Here is a 22,921-nt window from a genome sequence, read left to right as displayed (position 1 = left end):
TAGAGTAAAAGTTTTTGAAATTTAATTTTTCAGTCCTGAAATTAAGCGACGCCATAATGCCCTTTACCTTATCAAGTGACAGTATTCACCTGTTTGCCCAAATTATTTAGACTGCTGGGAACGAAATCAGTTCATCGGGCAGCCAATACACAGCGCCATCCAGCTCCACAACACGAACCGGCGTCAGCCCGGTTTCACAAGGCCCGGCCAGATAAGCTCCATCTACAGGGCTGAAGGTTGCCCCATGCAAGGCACAAATCAGTTTATGCCCCGACCTGCTGAAGAAAAAGTCCCTGCGCCAGTCCAGCTCCGCACCCAGGTGCGGGCAGCGGTTGATATAACCGTGCACCTGCCCCTGATAGCGCACCACAAACGCACGGGCTTTTTTTGCACCCTGTAACATCACGTCAAAAGAAGCGCCCTTGCCGCTGTCCTCCAGTTCGTCACTGCGGCACACATATATCCGCTGTTCGCTGCCAGTGTCATCAGATAGCGGCTTCATTTGAATTTCGCCGTTCCAGCCAGTGGGCCATTTCATCAATGGAATGCACAATTCCCAGCATGCCCTGCGCCTCCGTATAGGAAGAAAGCACCGTGGGCGTATGGGCGCCGTAACTGACCGCCAAAGACGGCACATGCGCATTGACAGCCATCTGAATATCGTGTGTTGTATCGCCGACCATCAATGTGCGTGCCGCAGGCGTATCAAGCACCTGCATCAGTTCATTGAGCATCTGCGGATCGGGCTTGCCAGCGGTTTCATCCGCTGTGCGCGTGTCATCAAACATGGTCCTCAGGCCCACACTGCTCAGGGCCTCATCCAGTCCACGGCGGCTTTTACCCGTTGCCACCGCCAGCATATAGCCCTGGTCACGGCAGCGCTGCAAAAACTCGGGCACCCCGTCAAACAAAGTTACCTGATGCTGTGTCGCAAAATAATGAAAGCGGTAGCGCGCTGCCAACTCGGGGTAACGCTCCTGCGGCAAATCCGGCACCACCTGCTTCAAGGCATCCACCAGGCCCAGGCCAATCACCCGCTTGGCCGCAGAAAGATCGGGAATAAGGCATCCCAGATCGCGGCAGGCATCCTGAATACATTGGGCAATCAGCGCTGTCGAATCAAACAGCGTTCCGTCCCAGTCAAAAACCAGCAAATCAAACGGGCGTTGAGATATTTGACTCATTTTCCAACTCTTGCAATAAAGACTGACATTCTAAAGGCAATGGCGCCTGCAGTTGCATCGTCTGCGAACTTTGCGGATGCACAAAACTGAGCTGATATGCGTGCAAAAACATGCGGGTGAAACGGCGTTCTTTGGCCATTACACGGTTCAGCTCAAAGTCGCCATATTTATCATCCCCCACAATGGGATGCTCCATATGCGCCAAATGAACCCTTATCTGGTGCGTGCGCCCGGTTTTAATGGTCACTGCCAGCAGCGTAAAACCATCAAATACCCGAACCACATTCACAATAGAGACCGAACGCTTGCCCTGCGGATCATCTTTGCCGGTGACCCTGACCCTGCGTTCACCTTCTGGCGTCAGGTATTTATGCAGCGGCACATCAATAACCACGGCCTTCTGCTTTGAGCCAGAAACGCCCTCGCCCCATATCCCTTTGACCAGCGCCAGATAGGTCTTGCCCGTTTCCCGCTGACGGAACTGATCCTGCAACGCTGTCAGCATGGAGCGCTTTTTCGCTACAGCCAAAATACCCGAAGTGTCCCGATCCAGCCGGTGCACCAGTTCCAGCATCTTGCATTGCGGCCTGGCCTGGCGCAACTGCTCAATCACCCCGAAACTCACACCGCTGCCGCCATGCACCGCGGTACCCGCAGGCTTGTTAACCACCAGCAAGCCGCCATCCTCGTACAGGACCGGAAATTCTCTGGCTGGTGCGGCAGGCACCTGGGGCCGCAATGCCCGCCGTACCGGAGGCACACGTACCATATCACCAGAATCGACTCGGGTTTGCGCACTGGCTCTGCCTTTATTCACACGCACCTCGCCACTGCGAATCACCCGGTATACATAGGTTTTAGGCACGCCTTTTAAATGGTTCAGCAAAAAATTATCCAGCCGCTGCCCGGCATGCCCCTCATCCACCGCAATCAGTTGCGCCTGCTCTATCGGTTGCCCCTGTGCTTCACTTGTGCCGGAATCCGCAGCCTTTGGTGAAGTCCTGCTTCTCTTTTTAGGCACAGGAGCGGCCTGAGTACCCCGTTTTTTATGCGTCAACGGCCCTTCAGCAGGTTTTGCCTGGGCATATCCGGCTGAAGATGTTCTCTTGCCAGGCACTTTTTTGGCAGCAACAGTTTTGCCAGGCGAAACGCTTTGGCGAGCCCGATGACCACTTTCAGCAGGGGGTTGACGACCCGTTTTACTCCCCTGTTGATAATTTTGTAACTTTTTAGACATTTTCCCGCTTATAATATGTTTGGTTTATTGTTTTGATGCATGCTGGCCTGTCATATACACACAGAGTGTAACAAGCACGTCAAGTTATTGCAGAACAACATATAAACTGTGGCTGGCGGGGTTTGCCCCAATGTAAAAGGCATATTGCCTTTTGTGAAGACAATGACCCGCAGCAAACAGGAATCTGAGTCAGATTGATCCGCTATGAAAATGGATCGTTGGTCTGGCGGCAGGTTCCATAACGATGCTTCGTGGCGGCCTGTGTACCAGCCTGTTACCCAATGTGTAACGGTGGTTCCAAGCGGCCATGATATACAGAGAACAACGTAGAACGACTAAGAACAGTGTAATGAAATCTTGTGGCAGCAGCCATTATGCATAAAGTGATATGTCATAAGGCTGTTACCCGTTAGTGAAATGATCATGGCGTGGCTGTATTTTCAAATTGCATGTGCATATCCATTGCTGGTCCAGCGGACTGGCGGTGTGGCTGTGAATGCCCGGCGCACATCTGCAACCAGAACACTCCACCCCATTTGCAATTTACCCTCACGTTTTTATGCATTCCGTGCACCAGAGGGTAATTTCAATGCTTCATCAGGCTTTAATATCTATCGCCGCTTGAATCAGATGATTTCATAATTTGTGCCCTCACCCCAACAGGTGATTCAGTTTCTGGAAATCAGTTGGGAACATACGGCAGTTCATATCATTCGTTCACATGTTTTCTGCTGCATCGTCACGTATGCTGTGCGCAGGCTATGCTTGCATACAGATTTTGTTGACTGAATGTAAAAAGGAACATGCATCATGAAGCGGATGCTGATTAACGCCACACAACCGGAAGAGCGCCGTCTGGCAATGGTTGATGGGCAGAAACTGCTGAACTTTGAAATTGAACAAGAAGGTCGGGAACAGCGCAAAGGTAACATTTACAAAGCCGTGGTCACACGCATTGAACCATCGCTGGAAGCCTGTTTTGTCGACTACGGTGAAGAACGTCACGGCTTTCTGCCGTTCAAAGAAATCTCCCGGCAGTATTTTCCGGAAGGCTCCAACGTTTCGCAGATCAAAATCAATGAAGCGATTCACGTTGGGCAGGAACTGATTGTTCAGGTCGAAAAGGAAGAGCGCGGCAATAAAAACGCGGCCCTGACCACCTTCATCTCGCTGGCCGGCCGCTATCTGGTGCTGATGCCCAACAACCCGCGTGGCGGCGGTGTTTCGCGCCGGATTGAAGGCGATGAGCGTCAGGAACTGAAAGACAACCTTGACCAGCTCAAATACCCGCGCGGCATGAGCCTGATCGCCCGCACGGCCGGCATTGGCCGCGCAGTCAACGAACTGCAATGGGACTTGAACTACCTGCTCAGCCTGTGGAAAGCGATTGACGGTGCAGCGCAATCCCAAAGCGGCGCATTCCTGATTTATCAGGAATCCTCATTGGTCATTCGCGCCATCCGCGACTACTATACGCCTGACATTGGTGAAATCCTCATCGATACCGATGACATCTACAGCCAGGCCAACCAGTTCATGGCGCACATCATGCCTGATGACGCCCGCAAGGTTAAACGCTACCGCGACGACACCCCGTTGTTTGCGCGTTTTCAGATTGAAAACCAGATTGAATCGGCCTATGCCCGTATTGTGGTACTGCCTTCAGGCGGCTCCATTGTTCTGGACCACACCGAAGCACTGGTGGCAATTGACGTCAACTCCGCCCGCGCCACACGCGGTGGCGATATTGAAGAAACGGCCACCAACACCAACCTGGAAGCCGCTGATGAAATTGCACGCCAGTTACGTTTGCGCGACCTGGGCGGGCTGATCGTTATCGACTTCATCGATATGGAAGAGCCCAAGAACCGGCAGGAAGTCGAAAACCGCTTGCGCAACGCGCTCAAGCAGGACCGTGCCCGTGTCCAGTTCTCCAGCATCTCCAAGTTCGGCCTGCTTGAACTGAGCCGCCAGCGGCTGCGCCCGGCGCTGTTTGAAGGCGCTTCCATCACCTGCCCGCGTTGTAATGGCACCGGACATATCCGCGATACAGAATCATCTGCGCTGCAAATTCTGCGTATCATTCAGGAAGAAGCCATGAAAGACAACACCGCTGCCGTCAAGGTGCAGGTACCGGTGGATGTCACCTCTTTCCTGCTAAATGAAAAGCGCATGGAAATCACCAAGATCGAGCTCAAACAGCGTGTTAGCGTGATCCTGGTGCCAAATAAACAGTTTGAAACGCCCAACTACAAGCTCGAACGCCTGAAATACGATGACCCGCAACTGGAGCATCTGCAGGCCAGCTACACCATGGCCGAGGAAACAGAAAACCCGGACATGATGATCAGCAAGGCTGAGCGTAAAACCAACCGGCAGGAGCCTGTCATTAAAAACTTCCTGCCCGATGCGCCGCCACCGGCCATGGAAGACAAACCTGCCGAAGAAGAAAAACTGGCTGCCCCGGCATCCAATGGTTTCTTTGGCTGGCTGAAAAAACTGTTTGGCGGACAGCCCACGCCGGTACCGGAACCCGAACCCGAAGAGCCCAAGAAAAAAGGCCGCTCCGGCAGAACTGCAAGCTCCGGCAACCGTCGCAGTGGCGAGCGTTCCTCCACCCGCCGCAATGACCGTGGTGAAGGCCGCAAAGCCAGCGGAGAGCGCAGCACCGAGCGGCAAACCGGCGAAAAACAGGGTGACCGCCGCAACAGCAACCGCCAGACTGCCGACAAAGACAATACACAGCAGCGCCGCAACCAGCGCCGCCAGCCCGAAACTGATAAAAGCATTTTGGCCGGCAGTGAAGCGGAGCAATCCAATGGTGCAGAAAACACGCGCCCGCCACGCGAAAACCGCCGCGGCAAACGGCGTGACCAGCAGCGTGACGATCAAGCAGCCAGTGCAGCTACGGACGACGTGCTGGAATCGCAGGACCAGGCTGAAAAACAAAGCAGCGAAGCCGGCACCGGAACCGCTCCGGTTAAACGGGAACGCCGCGAACGGCGCCCGCGCAACCAGGCCCAGACACCCGCAGTTGATACAGCCACCTCTGCAGATCATGCGCCTGAGCAGGGTTTGCCGGAAAGCGCCGACCAGACAGCCAAAGAGCAAGGCAGCGACGATGCAGCGGCCAATCAGAACGGGTACGTCAACATCAACAGCGAGCAGGAAGCACCCCGTCAGCGCAGCCGCCGCACCCGCGATCGCTATGGCCGTGACCGCCGCCAAAGAGGGCCACGGGAAGACGGTTTCAGCGATTCCCAAAATGGCCATGACAGCACATTTGGCGCTGAAATCCCGGAAACGGAGCCCATGGTCAGCATCACGTCAGATGCCGCGGAGAACACTGAGCAGACAGCTCCAGCCGGCTCATCCACCATTTATGTAGGTGAATCCGTTCAGTCAGCAACTGTAGAAACACAGGAACAGGCTGGCGGCAATGCAGAACCCAATGTTGTGGAAAAAGTCACCGGCACGGCAATGACAGTTACCGTTGAACATCTGCCTGTCACGGCTGATTCTGTTGTCACACAACAGGCTTTGCTGAAAACTGCGCCACCGGCTTCTGAGGAACACAAGCCCCAATCCAATGCGGCTGCCGAGCAGAAAAACGGTGCGTATACCCTGCCTCAAAGCGAGTTGAACACCGTGGCGCAAAATGCCGGCCTGGTATGGGTCAACACCGATCCGCAACGTGCAGCAGCAGTTCAGGAAGCCATCAACAATGAGCCCAAACAGCCGCATATTCCACGTGAGCCCAAACCACGTGTCGTGGTTGACGAAGGTCCGCTGGTGCTGGTGGAAACCAAAAAAGACCTTTCAAAAATGCATATGCCGTTTGACCAGTAAACGCCTTATGCCCCAACCCGAAAAGAAGTCTTAACAGGCTTCTTTTTTTATGCGTAACAGATACTTCGCGGCACTATCCACATATAGGCATCGCCGCTTAAATGTGCGTAACACCCAACCAGCGCCATTCAACACGCCAATCGCATATCAGCCAAAACAGATGCTACATGCGGTCAATGCTTCAGGCTTCAGCACGATCCAGTTGCATGATTCCGTTCAGTGATGGCCATGAAAAAAGGAGGCATATGCCTCCTTTTTACGTCCGTCATTGACAACAACACATCATGCATGACTGCCTGTCCGAGCTCCTGTATATTCAGCTTTGCCGGACCACTGAGGCTGGTGCAACAAACTGTCAACACTCCAGCGCCCTGCGCCAAAAGACATGAAAGCCAGTATGCCGCCCACCAAAGCCAAGTGATTCCAGAACAGAATGGACTGAATCATTTGCATCTCTGCTGGCATTGCCCAGTAATTGTGGAAGAAAAATGCCGCCACCACTGTAAACACAGCCAAGACCAGGGCACTTAACTTTGTCTGAAACCCAAGCAAAAAGGCAATCCCGATCGCAATTTCAATCACAATGCCTGCAATCACACCCAAAGTCGGAAAAGGCAGACCGGCAGAAGTTGCATAAGCCACCGCCCCCTGAAATCCGCTGCCCAATTTGCCAAAGCCAGACGGGATAAAGTACAGCGCAATAAGAATACGCCCGATGAAAGGAAATAAACCTTGAGACAGAGATTGAAAATTTTTCATTTTTGATCCTTTAAAAGTGTGTCATCTGTACGCCATTCCATGAATGGCGCCATGGTTCCTAGGTAATTTTTAATACAAAATTATTGAATATATAAATAAGGTTTTATATAAGTCATATGAGTATTGTAAAAAGCAAACATCCGGTACATAATGAGATAAATTTGACGTTATCATTCAAAATATATGAATGAAAAGTTTCCACCCCTCTTACATGCCTCCCAGGCGCTGGGGCCACAGGCCATTGCGCTGGTTGACCTGATTGCCCGTAGCGGCAGTTTTGCCGCTGCTGCGCGTGAGCTGGGCAAAGTCCCTTCCTCACTGACCTATACCATCCGGCAGCTTGAAGAAAACCTGGATGTGCTTCTGTTTGACCGCAGTTCGCGCCAGGCCAAGCTGACCGCCGCAGGCGAAGAGCTGCTCAGGGAAGGGTTGCGTGTGCTGGAAGATCTGGATGCTGTCGCCAACCGCATCCGCCGCATTGCCACAGGCTGGGAAAGTGTCCTCACCATTGCAGTGGACAGCATCATCAACCTGCCAACCATGCTTGATCTGGTTGAAGCATTTTATGCACTGCATATCAAAAACCTGCCGGCTCAAAGCGGCCAACAACACCCCTCCTCCCCAAAGCCACACCGGAACTCGCCGCCCACACGCATCCGGCTGAGGGCCGAAGTGCTCTCCGGCAGTTGGGAAGCATTGGCCAGCGGACAGGCTGACTTGATTCTGGCGATTGAAGATGAACACCTTTACCGCACTTTTTGCACGCAATCGATTGGCCAGGTTCCCATGGTGTATTGCGTGGCAGCACACCACCCGCTTGCCAAGATGCCTGCCCCGTTAAGCAACAGCCAACTTGCCAAACACCGCGTGATCGCCATTGCCGATACAGCACGCGTTAACACCCCCATGACATTGGGCATACAGCCCGGGCAGGATGTTCTGACCGTACCGTCGCTCACCGTTAAACTGCACGCCCAGCTACGCGGACTGGGTGGCGGTTATTTACCGCATACCATTGCTGAGCCGTTCATTGAGCAGGGGCTGCTCATTACCAAAGCCACCGAATACATCATGCCCGACATGAAACTGGTCTGCGCTTGGCGTGACGGCCCTCAAGGCAACGCACTGAAATGGTGGCTGAGCCAACTGGCCTCACCGGCTACCTGTCAGGCGCTAACAAAAGTGGCATTGCCGCTGATTTCATGAACACCACTTCTGCACCTGCCTATATCGGCCGCTTTGCGCCTTCCCCCACCGGGCCTTTACACCGGGGCTCGCTGGTTGCAGCACTGGCCAGTTGGCTTGACGCACGGGCCCACCACGGTACATGGCTGGTACGCATTGAAGATATTGACACCCAGCGGTGCGATCCTGCTGCGGCAGACACTATCCTGCACCAACTGGCCTGCTTTGGCCTGCTGCCGGATGCCAAACCTGTTTACCAGACACACAAAAACGCCCGTTATCAACAGGTACTGGACCATTTGCTGCTGCACCAGCGTGCCTACCCCTGCATCTGCACGCGAGCGCAGATTCTCCATGCGCTAGAACATTCTGGCCGCCCGCACCAGCGCCATACAGCGCTGATCTACCCCGGCACCTGCCGGCCAGAACATGGAGGTTTGCCAGCCGGTGCACTGCCACGCGCCTGGCGCTTTCATTTGCCGGACCATGCACAATGCCGTATTGACTGGAAAGACCGGCGGCAGGGCATGCAAAGCCAGCAGGTGGACGAGGTTGTCGGAGACTTTGTGCTCAAGCGCGCCGATGGCATCTGGGCCTATCAGCTTGCCGTGGTTGTAGACGATATCGACCAGGGCATTACCGATATTGTGCGTGGAGAAGATATCAGTGACAACACAGCGCGCCAGATCCTTTTGTACCAGGCACTGAACCAGCCCCCGCCCCGTTACTGCCATATGCCACTGGTATACATGCCCAATGGCGAAAAACTCAGCAAACAGCACGGCGCCCCTGCTGCAGATACGAGCAAGCCACTGGTTGAGCTGAATCTGGCCGCAGCCGTGTTAGGTTTGCCTGCAAGCGAAAACAGCACGGTAGAAAATGCGCTGCAACAATGGACCGGTGAATGGGCTAAACGCTACCTTGAATAATCGGGGCCGAAGCAACCGCACATGCTTCATTCAAAAACAAGTTTAAAAACCGGCTGGCACAGTGATAGGGCGGATTACTTGCCCTCATCCGCCTTGGCAGCTTCTTCAACTTTCTTTTTGCGCTTGGGTATTGAATTGCCCTGCCAGCAACGGATGGTCCGCTGGAAAAACAGGGTGTTGGGTATCTGCAATACCGTTTTGGTGTCATCGTCATGGGTTTCGCGCAAGGTCGTGTACACCAGGTTGATATCTATCACCTGCCCGACAAGCCCTGGTTTTTCACCGTTTTCCAGCAACTCCACATGGTCATACAGGCGGAAAGGCCGGGTCGTTATGATCAGCACCGCGCAAAAAATATTGGAGAGCACACTCCAGGCCGCAAAAAAAGCGACTGCCGCCACGGCAGCAAACCCGGTAAACGCTGTCCACAGCACCGTCCCGGACACGCCCAGCCGGTCCAGAATCAAAAATAACGCACTCGAAAAAATAATGAAAGACAGCAAGCGCCGGATGCCAACCAGCACTTCCATGGGCAGGTGGTAATGCGATTTCAGCTTTTCCACCAGCCGGCTCGACAGCTTTTTCAGCAGCAGCGCCACAACGATGATAAAAACCACCTGCGCCGCAGGAATCAGCACACTCAGCCATCTGTCCACTTGGGGTGCAAGATCTTCCATAACATCGGTGCCTTTCCAGTACTTGTTGGTCTTTCAGCAGATGGCCGGCAATGCCTTACACATCCACTTCGACCGCATCGCCATACACTTCCATCAGCTCACGCCGTGCTGCCGCTTCGCCCTTGCCCATCAGGTGCGTCATGACCGTGGTTGTGGCATGAAAATCCATCATGCCCAGCCCCACCTGCAACAAACGCCGGGTATCCGGGTTGAGCGTAGTTTCCCACAACTGCTCGGCATTCATTTCACCCAGCCCTTTAAAGCGACTGACGCCCCATGCGCCTTCCCGTACGCCATCCTTGCGCAGTTTGTCCAAAGTGGCATTCAGTTCGCGCTCATCCAGCGCATAAATCTTGCTGGCTGGTTTTTTACCGCGCGCCGGCGCATCCACCCTGAACAACGGCGGTTTGGCCACATAGACATGGCCATTGGCAATCAGCCGCGGAAAATGTTTAAAAAACAGCGTCAGCAACAGCACCTGAATATGGGAGCCGTCCACATCGGCGTCAGACAGGATGCATACTTTGCCGTAACGCAGCCCGGACAAATCAGGCTCATCCCCCACACCGTGCGGGTCGACCCCCAGCGCCACAGAAATATCATGGATTTCAGCGTTGCCGAACAAACGGTCCTGCTCAACCTCCCATGCATTCAGAATTTTTCCGCGCAGGGGCAGTACCGCCTGATACTCCTTGTTGCGCCCCATCTTGGCAGAACCTCCGGCGGAATCGCCCTCCACCAGAAACAGTTCATTCATCTGCAGGTCACGGCTTTCACAATCGGTCAGTTTGCCCGGCAGCACAGCCACACCGGAGCCTTTGCGCTTTTCAATCTTCTGCCCGGCACGCTGGCGTGTCTGTGCCGCACGAATCACCAGCTCTGCCAGGCGTTTACCGCTGTCAATGTGCTGGTTCAGCCATAACTCAAATGCCGGCCGGATAAAACTGGACACCAGCCGCAGCGCATCGCGGCTGTTTAAACGCTCCTTGATCTGGCCCTGAAACTGGGGGTCCAAGATCTTGGCCGACAATACAAAACTCGCACGCGAAAACACATCTTCAGGCATCAGCTTCACCCCTTTGGGCAGCAGGCTGTGCAGATCAATAAAGCTTTTTACCGCCTGAAATATGCCCTCGCGCAAGCCGCTTTCATGGGTACCACCGGCTGTGGTCGGAATCAGGTTGACATAACTCTCACGTACCGGTGAGCCCTCCTCGGTAAAGGCAAGACACCATGCAGCACCTTCCCCTTGCGCAAACTGCTCACCCTGGTCATCGGCATACTGCTCGCCTTCAAACACCGGAATCACCGGGTCTGCCGGCAGCGTCTGAAGCAAATAATCCTTCAGCCCCCCTTTGTATTGCCAGCTTTGCTGTTCTTTGTTCTTTTCCTGCGTCAGTGTCACAATGGTTCCAGGCATCAGCACCGCTTTGCTGCGCAGCAGATGGACCATATCCCCCATCGGATAATTGGCCGAATCAAAATACCTGCCATCCGGCCAGACCCGCACAGTCGTCCCGCTTTTGCGGTCACTGACACCGGCGACGGAACCCGCTTTGCGCACAGTCAGAGGCTCAATCACATCCCCACCGGAAAAAGCCATATGGGCAACCTGACCGTCACGGTACACAGTCACCTCCAGCCGCTTGGCCAGTGCATTGGTCACACTGACCCCCACACCATGCAGGCCGCCCGAAAAACTGTAAGCCCCGCCGTCACCCTTATCGAACTTGCCGCCGGCGTGCAGCCGCGTAAACACCAGCTCCACCACCGGCGCTTTTTCCTGCGGGTGCATGCCAAAAGGAATACCCCGCCCATCGTCTTCAACACTGACGCTGCCGTCCGTATGCATGATGACATTGATGCGCTTGCCAAAACCTGCCAGCGCCTCATCGGCAGCGTTATCAATCACCTCCTGCACCACATGCAGGGGATTGTCGGTGCGGGTATACATGCCCGGGCGCTGTTTGACAGGCTCCAGCCCCTTGAGCACCTTAATGGACGACTCCTGATAGCTTTGATTTGACTTCATATTTTTTTGCATAACCTGTTATTTTAATGGTTTGCCATTCTCTGTGCGTATTCCCGGCAGGATATGTACCATCCCCGGCTTTATCTTGACAATTCAAAATGCCATCTGAAATACAGGCGTCTGAAAATGTCCATTTTCCGCAGCTTTTCCCGTACCCGGCCACCCTGTACTTCAATACCTCTTCTGCAGAAACGGGCATAATATAAACCTCACAGCGTTCAAGCCGGTATTTGCCGCAACCCATTGATGAATCACCTATGACACAACCAGACAATATCAATAAACCAGCACCCAAAGGCTGGCGCCGTGCATTTTCGACTTTCACTTATTCTGTCAAGGGGTTTAAAGCTGCGTGGCGGTATGAAGAATCATTCCGGCAGGAGCTTTTTGTTCTGCTGCTGGCCTTGCCCTGTGCATGGCTGCTGGCCCGCACCTGGGTTGAATATGTCTTGCTGCTGGGCTGCATTGCACTGGTATTGATCGTTGAACTGTTTAACTCTGCCATTGAGGCCGTTGTAGACCGTATCTCGCTTGAGCACCATGAGCTCTCAGGCCGCGCCAAAGACATAGGCAGCGCGGCTGCCATGGCAAGTATGCTGCTGGCCGCCGGCATATGGCTGAGCCTGCTTGTCATACGGCTGTCACATCATTGGTGGTAGACTTAACAAATCAATAACAACAAAAATCTATGAATCAAAAACTATCTATTTGCGTTTATTGTGGATCGCGCTCCGGCGTATCGCCGGCTTATGTACAAGCAGCACAACAGGTCGGGCAATGGCTCGGATCGCACCAGATACGGCTGGTATACGGCGGCGGCAATGCCGGCCTGATGGGCACGGTGGCCAATGCTGCACTTGCCGCAGGCGGGGAAGTGTATGGCATCATTCCGCAAAGCCTGATCAAAAAAGAACAGGGACACCGGGGAATTACCGAACTGCGCATTGTTGATACCATGCACCAGCGCAAGCAGGCCATGGCACAGGCCAGCGATGCGTTTTTAGCGCTGCCCGGCGGCATTGGTACCTTTGAAGAATTTTTTGAAGTCTGGACCTGGCGCCAGCTCGCTTACCATGATAACCCGATTGGCCTGCTGAACGTGGACGGCTATTACGACGGCCTGCTGAACTTCATGCAAACAGGCGTCAACGCAGGGTTCATGAACCAGGAGCAATTGAGCTACCTGACCATTGAGTCACAGGTGGAGCCCATGATGGAAAAACTCACCCAACTGATGCAACAGCCCAGCCAAGTTGATTCATATCATGCCATCTAGGCCCGCAGCCTTGCACCCCGCCTGACACCATCACTTCACCAGCCACAGCCATGTCCAACTACTATCCCATCATCAAGCACCTGCACATGATATGTGCGGCCATCAGCATCAGCCTGCTGATCGCTCGTTTTATCTGTCTGCGCCTGAATGCCTCTGTCATGCGGCAAATATGGGTACGGATCGTACCGCATTGCAACGACACCGTCCTGTTCTGCTCCGGTGTGACATTGATCTTCCTGACCGCACAGTATCCGCTGACACCACAATCCCTGTGGCTTACCGAAAAACTGGGGCTGCTGCTGGTTTACATTCTGCTGGGGTTTGTCGCCCTGCGCCGCAAGCCACTAAACTCAGGCATCCGCTATGGCGCTTTTCTTCTGGCTCTGGCCTGTTTTGCGTCCATTTACTATCTGGCAAAAACCAAAGCAGCGTTTTAAGATGGCATGGGGCTCCTGGCCCCTTGCCTGAATAATGCTGGGAAACCATTTTCTATGTGCGACGGAAAATAACGATCCTGGTCTGCACGTCAGACTCAATCCCGGCAAAGGTTTTCTCCATCAGATCCAGAGCCTGCCTCTGGCTATAGCCCCAGAACCCGCCAGAACCTGCGCCAATCACCGGAAACGCGATTGAGCCGATATTGCGCTGCCCGGCTATCTGCATGGCAGACAGCACAGAACCCGTAATGGACTTGTATGTGGAACGCCAGAACATATTAATACCCGCCACATGAATAATCCCTTTAAAAGGCAGCCAGCCGGCACCGGTATAAACAGCGCCTCCCAGTGGAATCACCCCGGCCCGGGCAACCTCTTTAAAAGGCTGATAACCCCCGCGCTTTTTAATGGCCCCCGAAACCCCTTGCGGTAACAACAGCCACCATGGAATCACATTGCGATTCCAGGCATTCACAATCACATCAACAGGCTGGTCCAGCAAATCCCCATAGACAATATCGTACTGCACGAGCGACTATTCCTCCGCCAGACAGTGCTGATTTACAGGTACCGCTCCGGCGCAAAAGGCTGCGGATCAATTGGTGGCTCTTCCCCGCTCATCAGCGCAGCCAGCAATTGGCCTGTGGCCGGCCCGGTATTCAAGCCAATGTGATGGTGCCCCACAGCCAGCCATAACCCTGCATGGTCAGGCACAGCGCCAATCATGGGGCGGCAATCCGGCAGCGTTGGCCGGCTGCCCAGCCAGGGCTTCTGGTCTTTGCGTGCACCCAGCGGAAACGCCTGCTGTGCAAATTGCTGGGCCATATCCAACTGTTCGGTCATTGCAGGTGCATTGTAGTCATTGAGCTCAACACCTGTAGACAAGCGAACCCCCTCTTCCATCGGCGTCAAAACATAACCGCCCCCGGTATCGTAAACCGGGCGGTTCAGCGCCACATCATCCGCAACCTGATAATGCATGTGATAACCTCTTTCATACACCATCGGAATCCTCACCCCCAGCGGCAACAACATATCTGCTGACCACGGCCCCAGCGCCACGACCAGGCACGGCGCCTCCCGTTGCAAACCGGTCACCTCCTGCAAAACCCAGTGACCATTACTCGCCTTACTCACATGCCGCACATCACTGCGGACAATACTGCCGCCCTGCGCAGTGAAAAGACGCGCATATGCTTTGACCACGGCGCGTGGGTTGCTGATACTCATCGTATCCTTGATCCACACCGCACGCTCAAAAATAGACTTGATGGAGGGCTCCAGCATATACAGCCCGGCAGAATCCAGCACCTCGAAAGCAACATCATATTGCTCATAAATGCGCCTGGCCCACGCCTGCCCTGCAAAAGCGGCTTCAGTGCGGTAAAGGTGAATCCACCCCTGGTCATGCAAATGCTTTTCGGCCCCCGCCTCTTTCACCCAAGCCTGATGCAGATCTGAAGAAAGGCTGATCAGAGAATTCAGGGCCACCACCGTCTTTTTAAAACGTGACTTTCTCGTGTTTGACAGGTACTGAACAGCCCAAGTCCAGTTGCGCATCATAAAACCCAGGTTATAACGCAACTGCGCCGACTGGTTCAGGCTGTAGCGCGGCAAGGACTTCCACAGTGCCGGATTATTGAATGGAATCAAAGAACTCCTGGCGATCACGCCGGCATTGCCATAAGAAGTCTCATTGCCCAGCTCACCACGGTCAATCAAAGTCACACGGGCGCCCAAACGCTGCAACGCCAGCGCACAGCAAACCCCGACCATTCCAGCGCCTAACACCGTGATATTCTTTTCCATCAACCCCTACTCCTGCTCGCCCAATCAAAATTCACTGCATTTTTATAATCGCCTACCACAGCCCCGGCTCAAAACCACAAACAACCGAGATAGGCTTTCTAAATTGTCACCTGCAGATTCTATTGTAAAGAACGCTCGGCTGCTTACCCATTTATACTTAGAAAACTCTTTTTTACAGTTAAAACTGCTCCGCCTGCGGCCCCGAAAAGCAAAAATACAGGTCCGCCACCCTGTATTTCTCCACACCCATACTCTACCCCCTAGCAACACTCCTAGTTTCTGCGCTATAATGTGCAGCTTGCCACGGAGAGATGGATGAGTGGTTTAAGTCGCACGCCTGGAAAGCGTGTGTGGGTTAATAGCCCACCGCGGGTTCGAATCCCGCTCTCTCCGCCAGACAGCAAGTAACAAAGCGGCTTTTAAGGCTGCTTTTTTATTTTTCTACCATAAATTCCACCATCCCTAAAACGATACATTTGGATGACATGGTACAGTTTTGTATACTCCTAAGGCACATACCTGACGATTTACCGCGCAGTATCGAAAGAGGCGGCAGAATCGGCGCTGGATAAACTACAAACCAAATGGGGGCAGCACTACCCGATGGCCATTCAATCATAGCGGCGCAAATGGGAGAACCTGTCGGCTTACTTCCGCTACCCCGCCGATATCCGCAAGGCTATTTACACGACAAATGCCATAGAATCGGCGCATCGCCTGTTCCGAAAATTGACCAAAACCAAAGGCGCTTTCCCAAATGAAAATAGTCTGCTTAAACTGCTGTATCTGGGACTGCAAAACGCACAGGAAAAATGGACCATGCCCATACGCAACTGGAATCTGACTTTATCGCAGTTAGGGGGCCGTTTTTATAATGCAGCCATCTCATCAGGATGTACTTTGACGCTGGTAGAGTCCAGGCATATGCAGTCAATTTTGCTCAGCAGCGCCTGTTCGAGCTGGAGTTGTTCAAACACATTGCGCAACACCCCAGCCTTACTCCAGCGGCTCATGTGTGTATACAGTGCATGCCAGTTACCAAAGCGTTCAGGCAAAACTCGCCACTACAGCCATTCTCTGCAACATAAAGGAAGCGTTGAGTACGTCTTCATTATTGATCTTCACATTGCCCCTTTGAACGGACAATGCATCTTTAATTAGGGCGTATTGTTTGGAGGTCAATTTCATTGCTTCCAATTAGCTGCTCTTTTCTCCAACCATTCAAATTGTGTTAACACGCCCTAATTAAAACTATACCGTTACTATAAGTAACCCACAAATATCAATCTTTTCAAGGAGCAGGACTCATCACCTTTTGTTCTATAAGATTTATCCATAATGCCTTCCTTTCTTCAGAAGTAATTGGTTTGCCTGTTATAGGATTTTCCCCGCCAGCATCAAGAAAAGCAGAAAGCCACAATGTCCACGGTCCAGCATCCATAGACATGCCAGCAGAAAGTAAACCTGGACTCAATAATCCCACTTCTTCCAGATTTCGTGGCGGAGCCTTTCCTTCGGCCACATATTGTAAATATTGCTCCTCTGAAATCTCCCTTGCAACATTATTGGGGACACCATCTCCATAACCGCCCAAAATTGGATCATCAGGCCTCTTATTGATCACAATACATTTACCTCCGCCTTGAGGACAGTCAATGATCTGATCTATTTGATATTGATTTCCTAAAACAGGATACTCTGTAGCATTACTATGACTGAGCTGATTGTTCTCTGTTTCAATACGTGCGGCCAGTCCGGCCATTTGACCATCTCCTCCGACAATATTGGTAACACCGGTAACCAGACTTTCAACCAAATTGGCTCTCTGGGTCTTCTGCTCTTCTGTCAGATTATTTGCATTACCACCGATAAGCTCATTAATCACCACACTGGCTGCACCGCCAAGCGCACCAGAACCACAATCACCTCCTTGAGCTGCTGCACCGCCACAAGCCAGAATAGAATGTAAGGCCGCTCTTGCTGCACTATTGCCTTCCAGATAATTATCTGTCAGCTCTTTGATTTCATGAGCAGCCAAGCTCTGGATTGCATTAACTGCGGCACCTTGCAAAATTTCAGTCCCTGAACCGGTCAGATTTCCACTAACAGCCCCAACAATTGCTGTCAATGCAATTCGACCAGATCCATTCGCTCCCCAGACATTCTCAATCTGGTCAGCTCGGCTGAGCAGAATCTGCTTATTGGGGTCACTATCAGATAATGTTTTTGCCTGATCCCTCAGTTTGGTCGCTTCTGCAAGCTGGTTTTTGAGGTAAGTATTACTAGCCTGTTTAAACTGGCTGTTAAATTCAGACATTATTTCAACACTGGCCTGTGTTTGAGCGCTGATCTTGCCAGTATCCACCCGTTCAAGGGTATTCTCTCCCTGCCCGGTTCTCACGCTGTCATTTACGGCAGCAACTGCTTCCTCTGCTGCCTGTCCGGTTCGGCGCTGCTGCTCAGCTTCATCAGTAATGGTGATTTGCCCGGCACTGATTCCGCTCACGGTCACACTGTTATCGGAACCATTGTCACGATAATTCCCCGATGAGTTGGCTACTCCGTTCCAGCTTCCCTTAGCATCCAACGATACACTGGCGCTACTTGAACTACCCGTAGCATCATAAGAACTGGTGTTAACAATATCGCTGGTAGTCAGGCTACCGGTTGTAAACTGATTACGGTTATTGTCTACCGCCTCCTGAGTACTCGCAATAACAGCGCCTTTAAGGTCCGTATTACCCCCAACCGTCACATCAAAACCACCATCGCCAGCCATAATACCCGAATATTCACTCACGCTTGCATAGTCGCTTTCAACATTCTGACGGCTCATACTCAAAGAGCCGCCCCCTGTGGGTGCTAAACCGGCAGGAGTGATGGCAACCCCCACATTCACACCCACATTTGTATTGCTTTTACTGCTCTCATAGGAATATGTGTCCTGTAAACTTTCGATATTCAAGTCACCACCCACATTCGCCCTTACTGTCTCTCCGGCAACCTGCCCGCCAATGATATTGGTATCGCCTCCACTGATAATTGTCATTGTATTGCCTGCAGTTACATGGCTATTAGTCCAAGTCTGCTCCGAGCTGTTCTCGCTTCCCTTTCCAAGACCCAATCCGATATTGGCTCCCAGATTAACTCCCCCTTTGGCATCTACGCCAAGGCTGACACCAAAAGAACCCGATGTCTTGCGACTGTCACTTTCAAAATTATCTGTATTTGACGCAGCAAGGATATTCACTTGATTATTAGCAGCCAGCAGTACATCCTGACTACCTGTAATATCACTACCGCGGATCGTGATATTTCCACCTTCACTTTCCCCAGTGGTGCTGTTAGGTTTACCAGTGGCAACCAGGTTGATATTATTGGCCTGCATAGTTGACCCAGCAGCTGTTTGTGTATTCTGCGTTGAACTTGTTTCAGACTTTGAAGTCGTTACACCGGCAGAAATCTTAAAGCCTGTATTTGGTATAGCACCAGCCAAATCCCCTCGGCCAATCGCCGCGAGACTATCTTTCGCCATATCGTATTCTGCTGCCAGCTTATCGCTGTTGTTATAAACATTCAGTGCCACTGCTCCTGCAGCCAAATTCCGCATTCTGCTACTGTCTGCCTGTTCAACACGGGTAGCCATTGTTGCAGCATTCTGAACTATTGAAACTGCGGTCGAGCCAGGCCCGCCTATACCTATGGTAAAACCAGTTGACTTGCTTTCTTCTGACCTTTCCCTGTAGCTACTTTCCCGTGCCTCTACCACATTGATATCCTGCGCGATAACATTGATGTCGCCATTTAGGGCAATAACATCGCTGCCTATCTGATTGTAGTTACCATTCTGGGCACTGACATTAACATTACCTTCCAAACTGCCAACAGTACTTCCCACAGCATAATCAGATGTAATGCGGTCTTTGCTGGTGTCTTGCTGTATGCCATAGGTCAAAGACAATCCAGACAGCCCAGCTGTATATGACAACCCAGATGATTTGGTACGCTCGTACTCATATTGCATCAAGTTACCCGTTCCAGCCACAATATTGACATCCCCCTGAGCAGAGGAAAGATTCACATCATGGGTGGCCACCACATTACTGCCAATGATATTCAGATCCTGATTACTGGCCAGATTGATCCTTTCAGCACTCAAATTGCTGGAATCCACAGTCCCTTCATTACGCTCAGACCGTGTGGTTGACGTAATATTCATCAACCCCATGCTGGATGAATGGCGGTTATATTGTGAAAGATTCTCAGTGCTGCGTGCCGCTTCAATCGTGATTGAATCTGCATTCGCATTGATTGCACCGGCATCACTGGTCAAACTGGAGCCCCGTACAGTCAACGCATTGCCAGCAACCATATTCAAATCACCCGTCGTCTGGATGACACTTCCGACCTCCTGGCTTCCTGATGAAGTAACCGAGTGGCGCCTTGAACTGCTGCGTGAAGACAACGTTTGCTGGTACTCTGTGGTGACAGTCCCGATGTTGATATCCTGACCTGCGGCCAAAGTGGTAGTGCCATCCTGTGAAGCATTGGCAATCAGCGCGGCATTCAGATTGATATCCTGACCGGCCTGCATCACCAGTTGTCCGCCTGCTGTATCACCAGTCAGATAAACCCCGCCGACGTTTCCAACTTCGGTAAAGTGTCCATTGATATTCTGCCCATTCACAACCGTGGATGCGACATTGATGTTGCGGTCTGCGTCCAGCACCAGACTGTTATTGGCTGACAGGGTGCCGCCCACATTGTCAATGTCTGTCGCTGAGTGGATGTACAGATCATTGGCATGGATCTGCCCCACATTGTTCTGCATGTGCTCTACATCCATCACCATGCTTTGGCGTGCGGCAATGGTGGCACTGTTATTTAATGTAATGGGCGTGTTGTCTGCACTGGCAACCAGTACATTGTTACCGCTCAGCAGTGAACCGTCAGGGGTGACAATGCTTGTACCATTGCGGGCATAAACTTTGGGTACCAGCACGGTTTCCACACTGCCATCGGCCATTGCCACATCCTGACTCACCAGCCAGACAATATCAGTGGTAAGTTGTGCCATTTGCTCAGCGGTCAACTCCACACCTACAGTCAACCCGTAAGCCTGCGCAAACTCCACCCCGGCATTCATGAGTGCGCGGTATTGCTCCTCATCGCTTGAATAACCTGCCAGAAAACGGAATCCGGTCAACTCACCAACCTGTTCACGAATCAACTGTTGCTCATAAAACCCGTCTCCAAGGCGCTTTTGAACCAACGATGGATCGAGCCCCAACGATGTCAGCATGTAGTCCGAAGTCAGCCACGTTGCATAGTTGGCAAACCGCGGATCGGTTTCAATCAGGTAATTGCTGTTGCTGCCTGGGATGACTTTATAAAAAGCATTATTGGGAACGCTCAATCCGCCGTCCGTAATCGCGGTGTGCGACTGCGGTGTTGCCACCGTCAAACTAACCAGCGTATTGTTCACCCGGTCGCTCAACACCCCGGTATTGCTGGAACTGATGTGGTCGTCTTCCATGATCCACAAACGCCATGTACCAGAGCGTTGAATATACTGGTTCTCCTGCGCATCTTCCACTTGGACACTACCGGTTGTCGCCAGCGTTCCACCAGCCTGGATACGGCTCCTGTCATTCAGGAGGTCTCCGTCCAGTACCATTTGCCCCCCGGACAGAATTTCGCCAGGCTGGCTGGTAACCGTGACCGGTGTGTAAGAGGTCTGCCTAGTATCCAGAATGTAAATGGCCGAAGCCCGGCGCCCATCAGGAAACAAAACCTGGGAATTTTCCGGGGTCACTCTCAGTTCTTGCCACAATTGTCCAACACTCGTGAACGCAATATTCAAAACCTGCCCATACCGTACAATTTTCACTTCGGTTACATCAAATGGCTTGCTCGGGTCATAGGCTACCTGCGTGATCGTATTGCCGTTGTTCAGTGCCTCAGTCTCATACTCCCAGGTGTAATTGGAATTGGTATTGCTAATCTGCTGAGCCTGCAGCCACATATTCCCGGCTGACTCAATCTTGGCGCCATCGTTTTGGATCAGTTCCGCCTTCCCTTGCGCCAAGCGGTTAACGTCCAGAATACCGCCAATGACCATATCCCCCGCACTGTAGATATAGGCGTTCTCCTGGTTATGCACTTCTCTGGCACCGATATCAAGTCTGCTGCGCGCTGCAATCACAGCAGCCTGTGTTTGCCCATCAACGGTTTCTTCATGGTTATTCAGCGTATCGGCCTGCACCGCAAGATGGGTGCCATAAATACGGCCTGTGCCGACATTGTTGACGGTCTGCGCGCTGACCAGTGCACTTTCGCCATCAATCAATCCGCGGTTGTTTAACTGTTGCTGACTTTGCACCTGCAGGTTGCCCTGGCTGGTGATGGTGCCTATATTGTCGATATTGCCTGCGGCTGCAACCTGTATGCTGGCACCGCTACCCATGGCGTTGACGGTTCCGGTGTTGAGCAGTTGCCCATCCGTGGTAATGGCAACCTGCCCGGCACTGGCACCAATGTGACCTGCATTGCGCACACCCACACCACTTTCTGTGCCCACAAGGCTGATCTTCCCTGCGTACATACCGCCCAGATAGGCCACGTCAATGGCATACAGCGGTTTGCCATCTTCGTCTTCAACCGTCAGTTGAATCGGCGTTGCATCGGGTGCAATCGTTCCTGTTCCCGCCGTAACGCTGAGGTCATTGGCCCACAACCCGGCATTCACCTCCACGGCACGTGCAATAAGGCGCGTGTAGTCGGCAGTGCTGGTGTCCAGCCCGTCACCGGAAATGTTGATCGCACCACCTGCAACCCGGTATGATTCAAGGTTGCCGAACTGGTTGAACTGTGGCCTTCCTGTGGTCAGCGTTACCCCGGCTGCGTTGATGAACCCACCCCCGTTAACGGATATGCCCGCAGGGTTGGCGATGACGACTTCTGCCCTTTGGCCGCCAACTTCAATGTAGCCGCGTAACAGCGAGGGATTCCCGGAGGTGACTTCATTAAGTATCACACGTGCAGCACCACCGGCCAGATTCGGATTGCCCTGAATCCATCCGCCCAGTTGAGTCTGCGTATTAAAAACACTGTTATTGAGAACCGCACCCTGCTGCTGCACATCAAACTGATGGTAAAGATTGCGGCTCACACCTGCAGCGCTTGGTGCCGTGATATTCACAACAGGTACGCCGTTGCTGTTAGGAGGTGTGGTGACATTGGGGCGGTGTTGATTAGCTGCATTCGGGTCTGCGATAATCTGGGCGATTGCACCATGCATGCTACCGATACCCAAGAGCATGGCTAAAGCCAGTTGCTTCAATTTCAGGCTGCGCCTTTTTGCGACTGCCGGTTTGCTACCGCCATGTTTGCCCTTCCCCAGACTGGTCGCGGTTTCCTGCACGGCCATGAACTGGTTACGAATTACACTGAAGATGGTACGGTAGCATTGTCGATTCATTTTTATACTCCTGAATTTTAATTTTCTCAAACAGGCATCTATGGCTACTGAAATTGCCCTCTGTCGC

Annotated in this window: 16 protein-coding genes, 1 tRNA gene and 2 pseudogenes; 8 read left to right on the top strand and 11 right to left on the bottom strand. The window is 52.6% G+C overall.

Annotation, left to right across the window (positions count from 1 at the left end; all coding sequences use genetic code 11):
• Window positions 1-106: 106 nt before the first annotated feature.
• From AACY98_RS07165 to AACY98_RS07155, 3 genes are read right to left on the bottom strand one after another with little or no spacing between them, the layout of a single operon-like run.
• A complete protein-coding gene (locus AACY98_RS07165; protein WP_339803390.1) occupies window positions 107-502 on the bottom strand; it encodes a Rieske (2Fe-2S) protein in 396 nt (131 codons plus the stop codon).
• Window positions 486-1,184, bottom strand: a complete 699-nt coding sequence (locus AACY98_RS07160) for an HAD family hydrolase (protein ID WP_339803387.1) — start codon at window positions 1,182-1,184, stop codon at window positions 486-488. Before AACY98_RS07160 ends, AACY98_RS07165 begins: the two co-directional genes overlap by 17 nt.
• Entirely contained in the window at window positions 1,156-2,133 is a 978-nt protein-coding gene (locus tag AACY98_RS07155; RefSeq protein WP_339803950.1) for an RluA family pseudouridine synthase, read from the bottom strand. The genes AACY98_RS07160 and AACY98_RS07155 overlap by 29 nt, the downstream gene beginning before the upstream one ends.
• A 1,098-nt stretch (window positions 2,134-3,231) precedes the next feature.
• Here AACY98_RS07155 and AACY98_RS07150 point away from each other — a divergent pair.
• A complete protein-coding gene (locus AACY98_RS07150) occupies window positions 3,232-6,270 on the top strand; it encodes an Rne/Rng family ribonuclease (RefSeq protein WP_339803384.1) in 3,039 nt (1,012 codons plus the stop codon).
• A 282-nt stretch (window positions 6,271-6,552) separates the two neighbouring features.
• On the opposite strand, the gene AACY98_RS07145 is transcribed toward AACY98_RS07150, so the two are convergent.
• Complete coding sequence (locus tag AACY98_RS07145; RefSeq protein ID WP_339803382.1) at window positions 6,553-7,029, bottom strand: DoxX family protein; 477 nt, start codon at window positions 7,027-7,029, stop codon at window positions 6,553-6,555.
• Window positions 7,030-7,212: 183 nt separating this feature from the next.
• Between AACY98_RS07145 and AACY98_RS07140 the strand changes: the two genes are divergently transcribed.
• Together AACY98_RS07140 and gluQRS are read left to right on the top strand one after the other, a co-directional pair.
• A complete protein-coding gene (locus AACY98_RS07140; protein ID WP_339803380.1) occupies window positions 7,213-8,235 on the top strand; it encodes a LysR family transcriptional regulator in 1,023 nt (340 codons plus the stop codon).
• Window positions 8,232-9,143 carry a tRNA glutamyl-Q(34) synthetase GluQRS gene (gene gluQRS / locus AACY98_RS07135; RefSeq protein WP_339803378.1) on the top strand — a complete coding sequence of 304 codons (912 nt, stop codon included), beginning with the start codon at window positions 8,232-8,234 and terminating at the stop codon, window positions 9,141-9,143. The genes AACY98_RS07140 and gluQRS overlap by 4 nt, the downstream gene beginning before the upstream one ends.
• A gap of 74 nt (window positions 9,144-9,217) precedes the next feature.
• On the opposite strand, the gene AACY98_RS07130 is transcribed toward gluQRS, so the two are convergent.
• From AACY98_RS07130 to AACY98_RS07120, 3 genes are read right to left on the bottom strand one after another with little or no spacing between them, the layout of a single operon-like run.
• Window positions 9,218-9,820: a mechanosensitive ion channel family protein gene (locus tag AACY98_RS07130; RefSeq protein ID WP_339803376.1), complete on the bottom strand. Its 603-nt coding sequence runs from the start codon at window positions 9,818-9,820 to the stop codon at window positions 9,218-9,220.
• Window positions 9,821-9,875: 55 nt separating this feature from the next.
• On the bottom strand, window positions 9,876-11,852 hold the full coding sequence (locus AACY98_RS07125) for a DNA topoisomerase IV subunit B (protein ID WP_339803374.1): 1,977 nt from the start codon (window positions 11,850-11,852) through the stop codon (window positions 9,876-9,878).
• Window positions 11,815-12,096: a hypothetical protein gene (locus tag AACY98_RS07120; protein ID WP_339803371.1), complete on the bottom strand. Its 282-nt coding sequence runs from the start codon at window positions 12,094-12,096 to the stop codon at window positions 11,815-11,817. Before AACY98_RS07120 ends, AACY98_RS07125 begins: the two co-directional genes overlap by 38 nt.
• Before the next feature lie 13 nt (window positions 12,097-12,109).
• Here AACY98_RS07120 and AACY98_RS07115 point away from each other — a divergent pair, with 13 nt between their 5' ends.
• From AACY98_RS07115 to AACY98_RS07105, 3 genes are read left to right on the top strand one after another with little or no spacing between them, the layout of a single operon-like run.
• Window positions 12,110-12,511 (top strand): diacylglycerol kinase, encoded by a 402-nt coding sequence (locus AACY98_RS07115; RefSeq protein ID WP_126977112.1) that lies wholly within the window; start codon window positions 12,110-12,112, stop codon window positions 12,509-12,511.
• A 29-nt stretch (window positions 12,512-12,540) separates the two neighbouring features.
• Window positions 12,541-13,128 (top strand): TIGR00730 family Rossman fold protein, encoded by a 588-nt coding sequence (locus AACY98_RS07110; protein ID WP_339803368.1) that lies wholly within the window; start codon window positions 12,541-12,543, stop codon window positions 13,126-13,128.
• A 50-nt stretch (window positions 13,129-13,178) separates the two neighbouring features.
• Window positions 13,179-13,565 (top strand): SirB2 family protein, encoded by a 387-nt coding sequence (locus tag AACY98_RS07105; protein WP_339803365.1) that lies wholly within the window; start codon window positions 13,179-13,181, stop codon window positions 13,563-13,565.
• 52 nt (window positions 13,566-13,617) lie between these two features.
• Here the strand turns inward: AACY98_RS07105 and AACY98_RS07100 are convergent, their stop codons facing one another.
• Both AACY98_RS07100 and AACY98_RS07095 read right to left on the bottom strand, forming a co-directional pair.
• A complete protein-coding gene (locus tag AACY98_RS07100) occupies window positions 13,618-14,094 on the bottom strand; it encodes a macro domain-containing protein (RefSeq protein ID WP_339803362.1) in 477 nt (158 codons plus the stop codon).
• A gap of 32 nt (window positions 14,095-14,126) precedes the next feature.
• The gene (locus AACY98_RS07095; RefSeq protein WP_339803359.1) at window positions 14,127-15,374 is read right to left on the bottom strand and encodes an NAD(P)/FAD-dependent oxidoreductase; all 1,248 of its coding nucleotides are present in this window, start codon (window positions 15,372-15,374) and stop codon (window positions 14,127-14,129) included.
• A gap of 305 nt (window positions 15,375-15,679) precedes the next feature.
• On the opposite strand from AACY98_RS07095, the gene AACY98_RS07090 reads away from it, so the two are divergent.
• Both AACY98_RS07090 and AACY98_RS07085 read left to right on the top strand, forming a co-directional pair.
• Window positions 15,680-15,770: transfer RNA gene (locus tag AACY98_RS07090), tRNA-Ser, on the top strand.
• A gap of 129 nt (window positions 15,771-15,899) precedes the next feature.
• Window positions 15,900-16,244 (top strand): annotated as a pseudogene (locus tag AACY98_RS07085) (transposase); the annotation flags it as partial.
• On the opposite strand, the pseudogene AACY98_RS07080 reads toward AACY98_RS07085, so the two are convergent.
• Window positions 16,216-16,562 (bottom strand): annotated as a pseudogene (locus tag AACY98_RS07080) (transposase); the annotation flags it as partial. The pseudogenes AACY98_RS07085 and AACY98_RS07080 sit on opposite strands and share 29 nt — an antisense overlap.
• A gap of 103 nt (window positions 16,563-16,665) precedes the next feature.
• Window positions 16,666-22,854: a hemagglutinin repeat-containing protein gene (locus tag AACY98_RS07075; protein ID WP_339803357.1), complete on the bottom strand. Its 6,189-nt coding sequence runs from the start codon at window positions 22,852-22,854 to the stop codon at window positions 16,666-16,668.
• Window positions 22,855-22,921 lie beyond the last annotated feature (67 nt).

The organism is Saezia sanguinis, from assembly GCF_963921665.1.
In the GTDB taxonomy this organism is placed as follows: domain Bacteria; phylum Pseudomonadota; class Gammaproteobacteria; order Burkholderiales; family Burkholderiaceae_C; genus Saezia; species Saezia sanguinis.
This window is presented reverse-complemented; position numbering and strand designations above follow the sequence as displayed.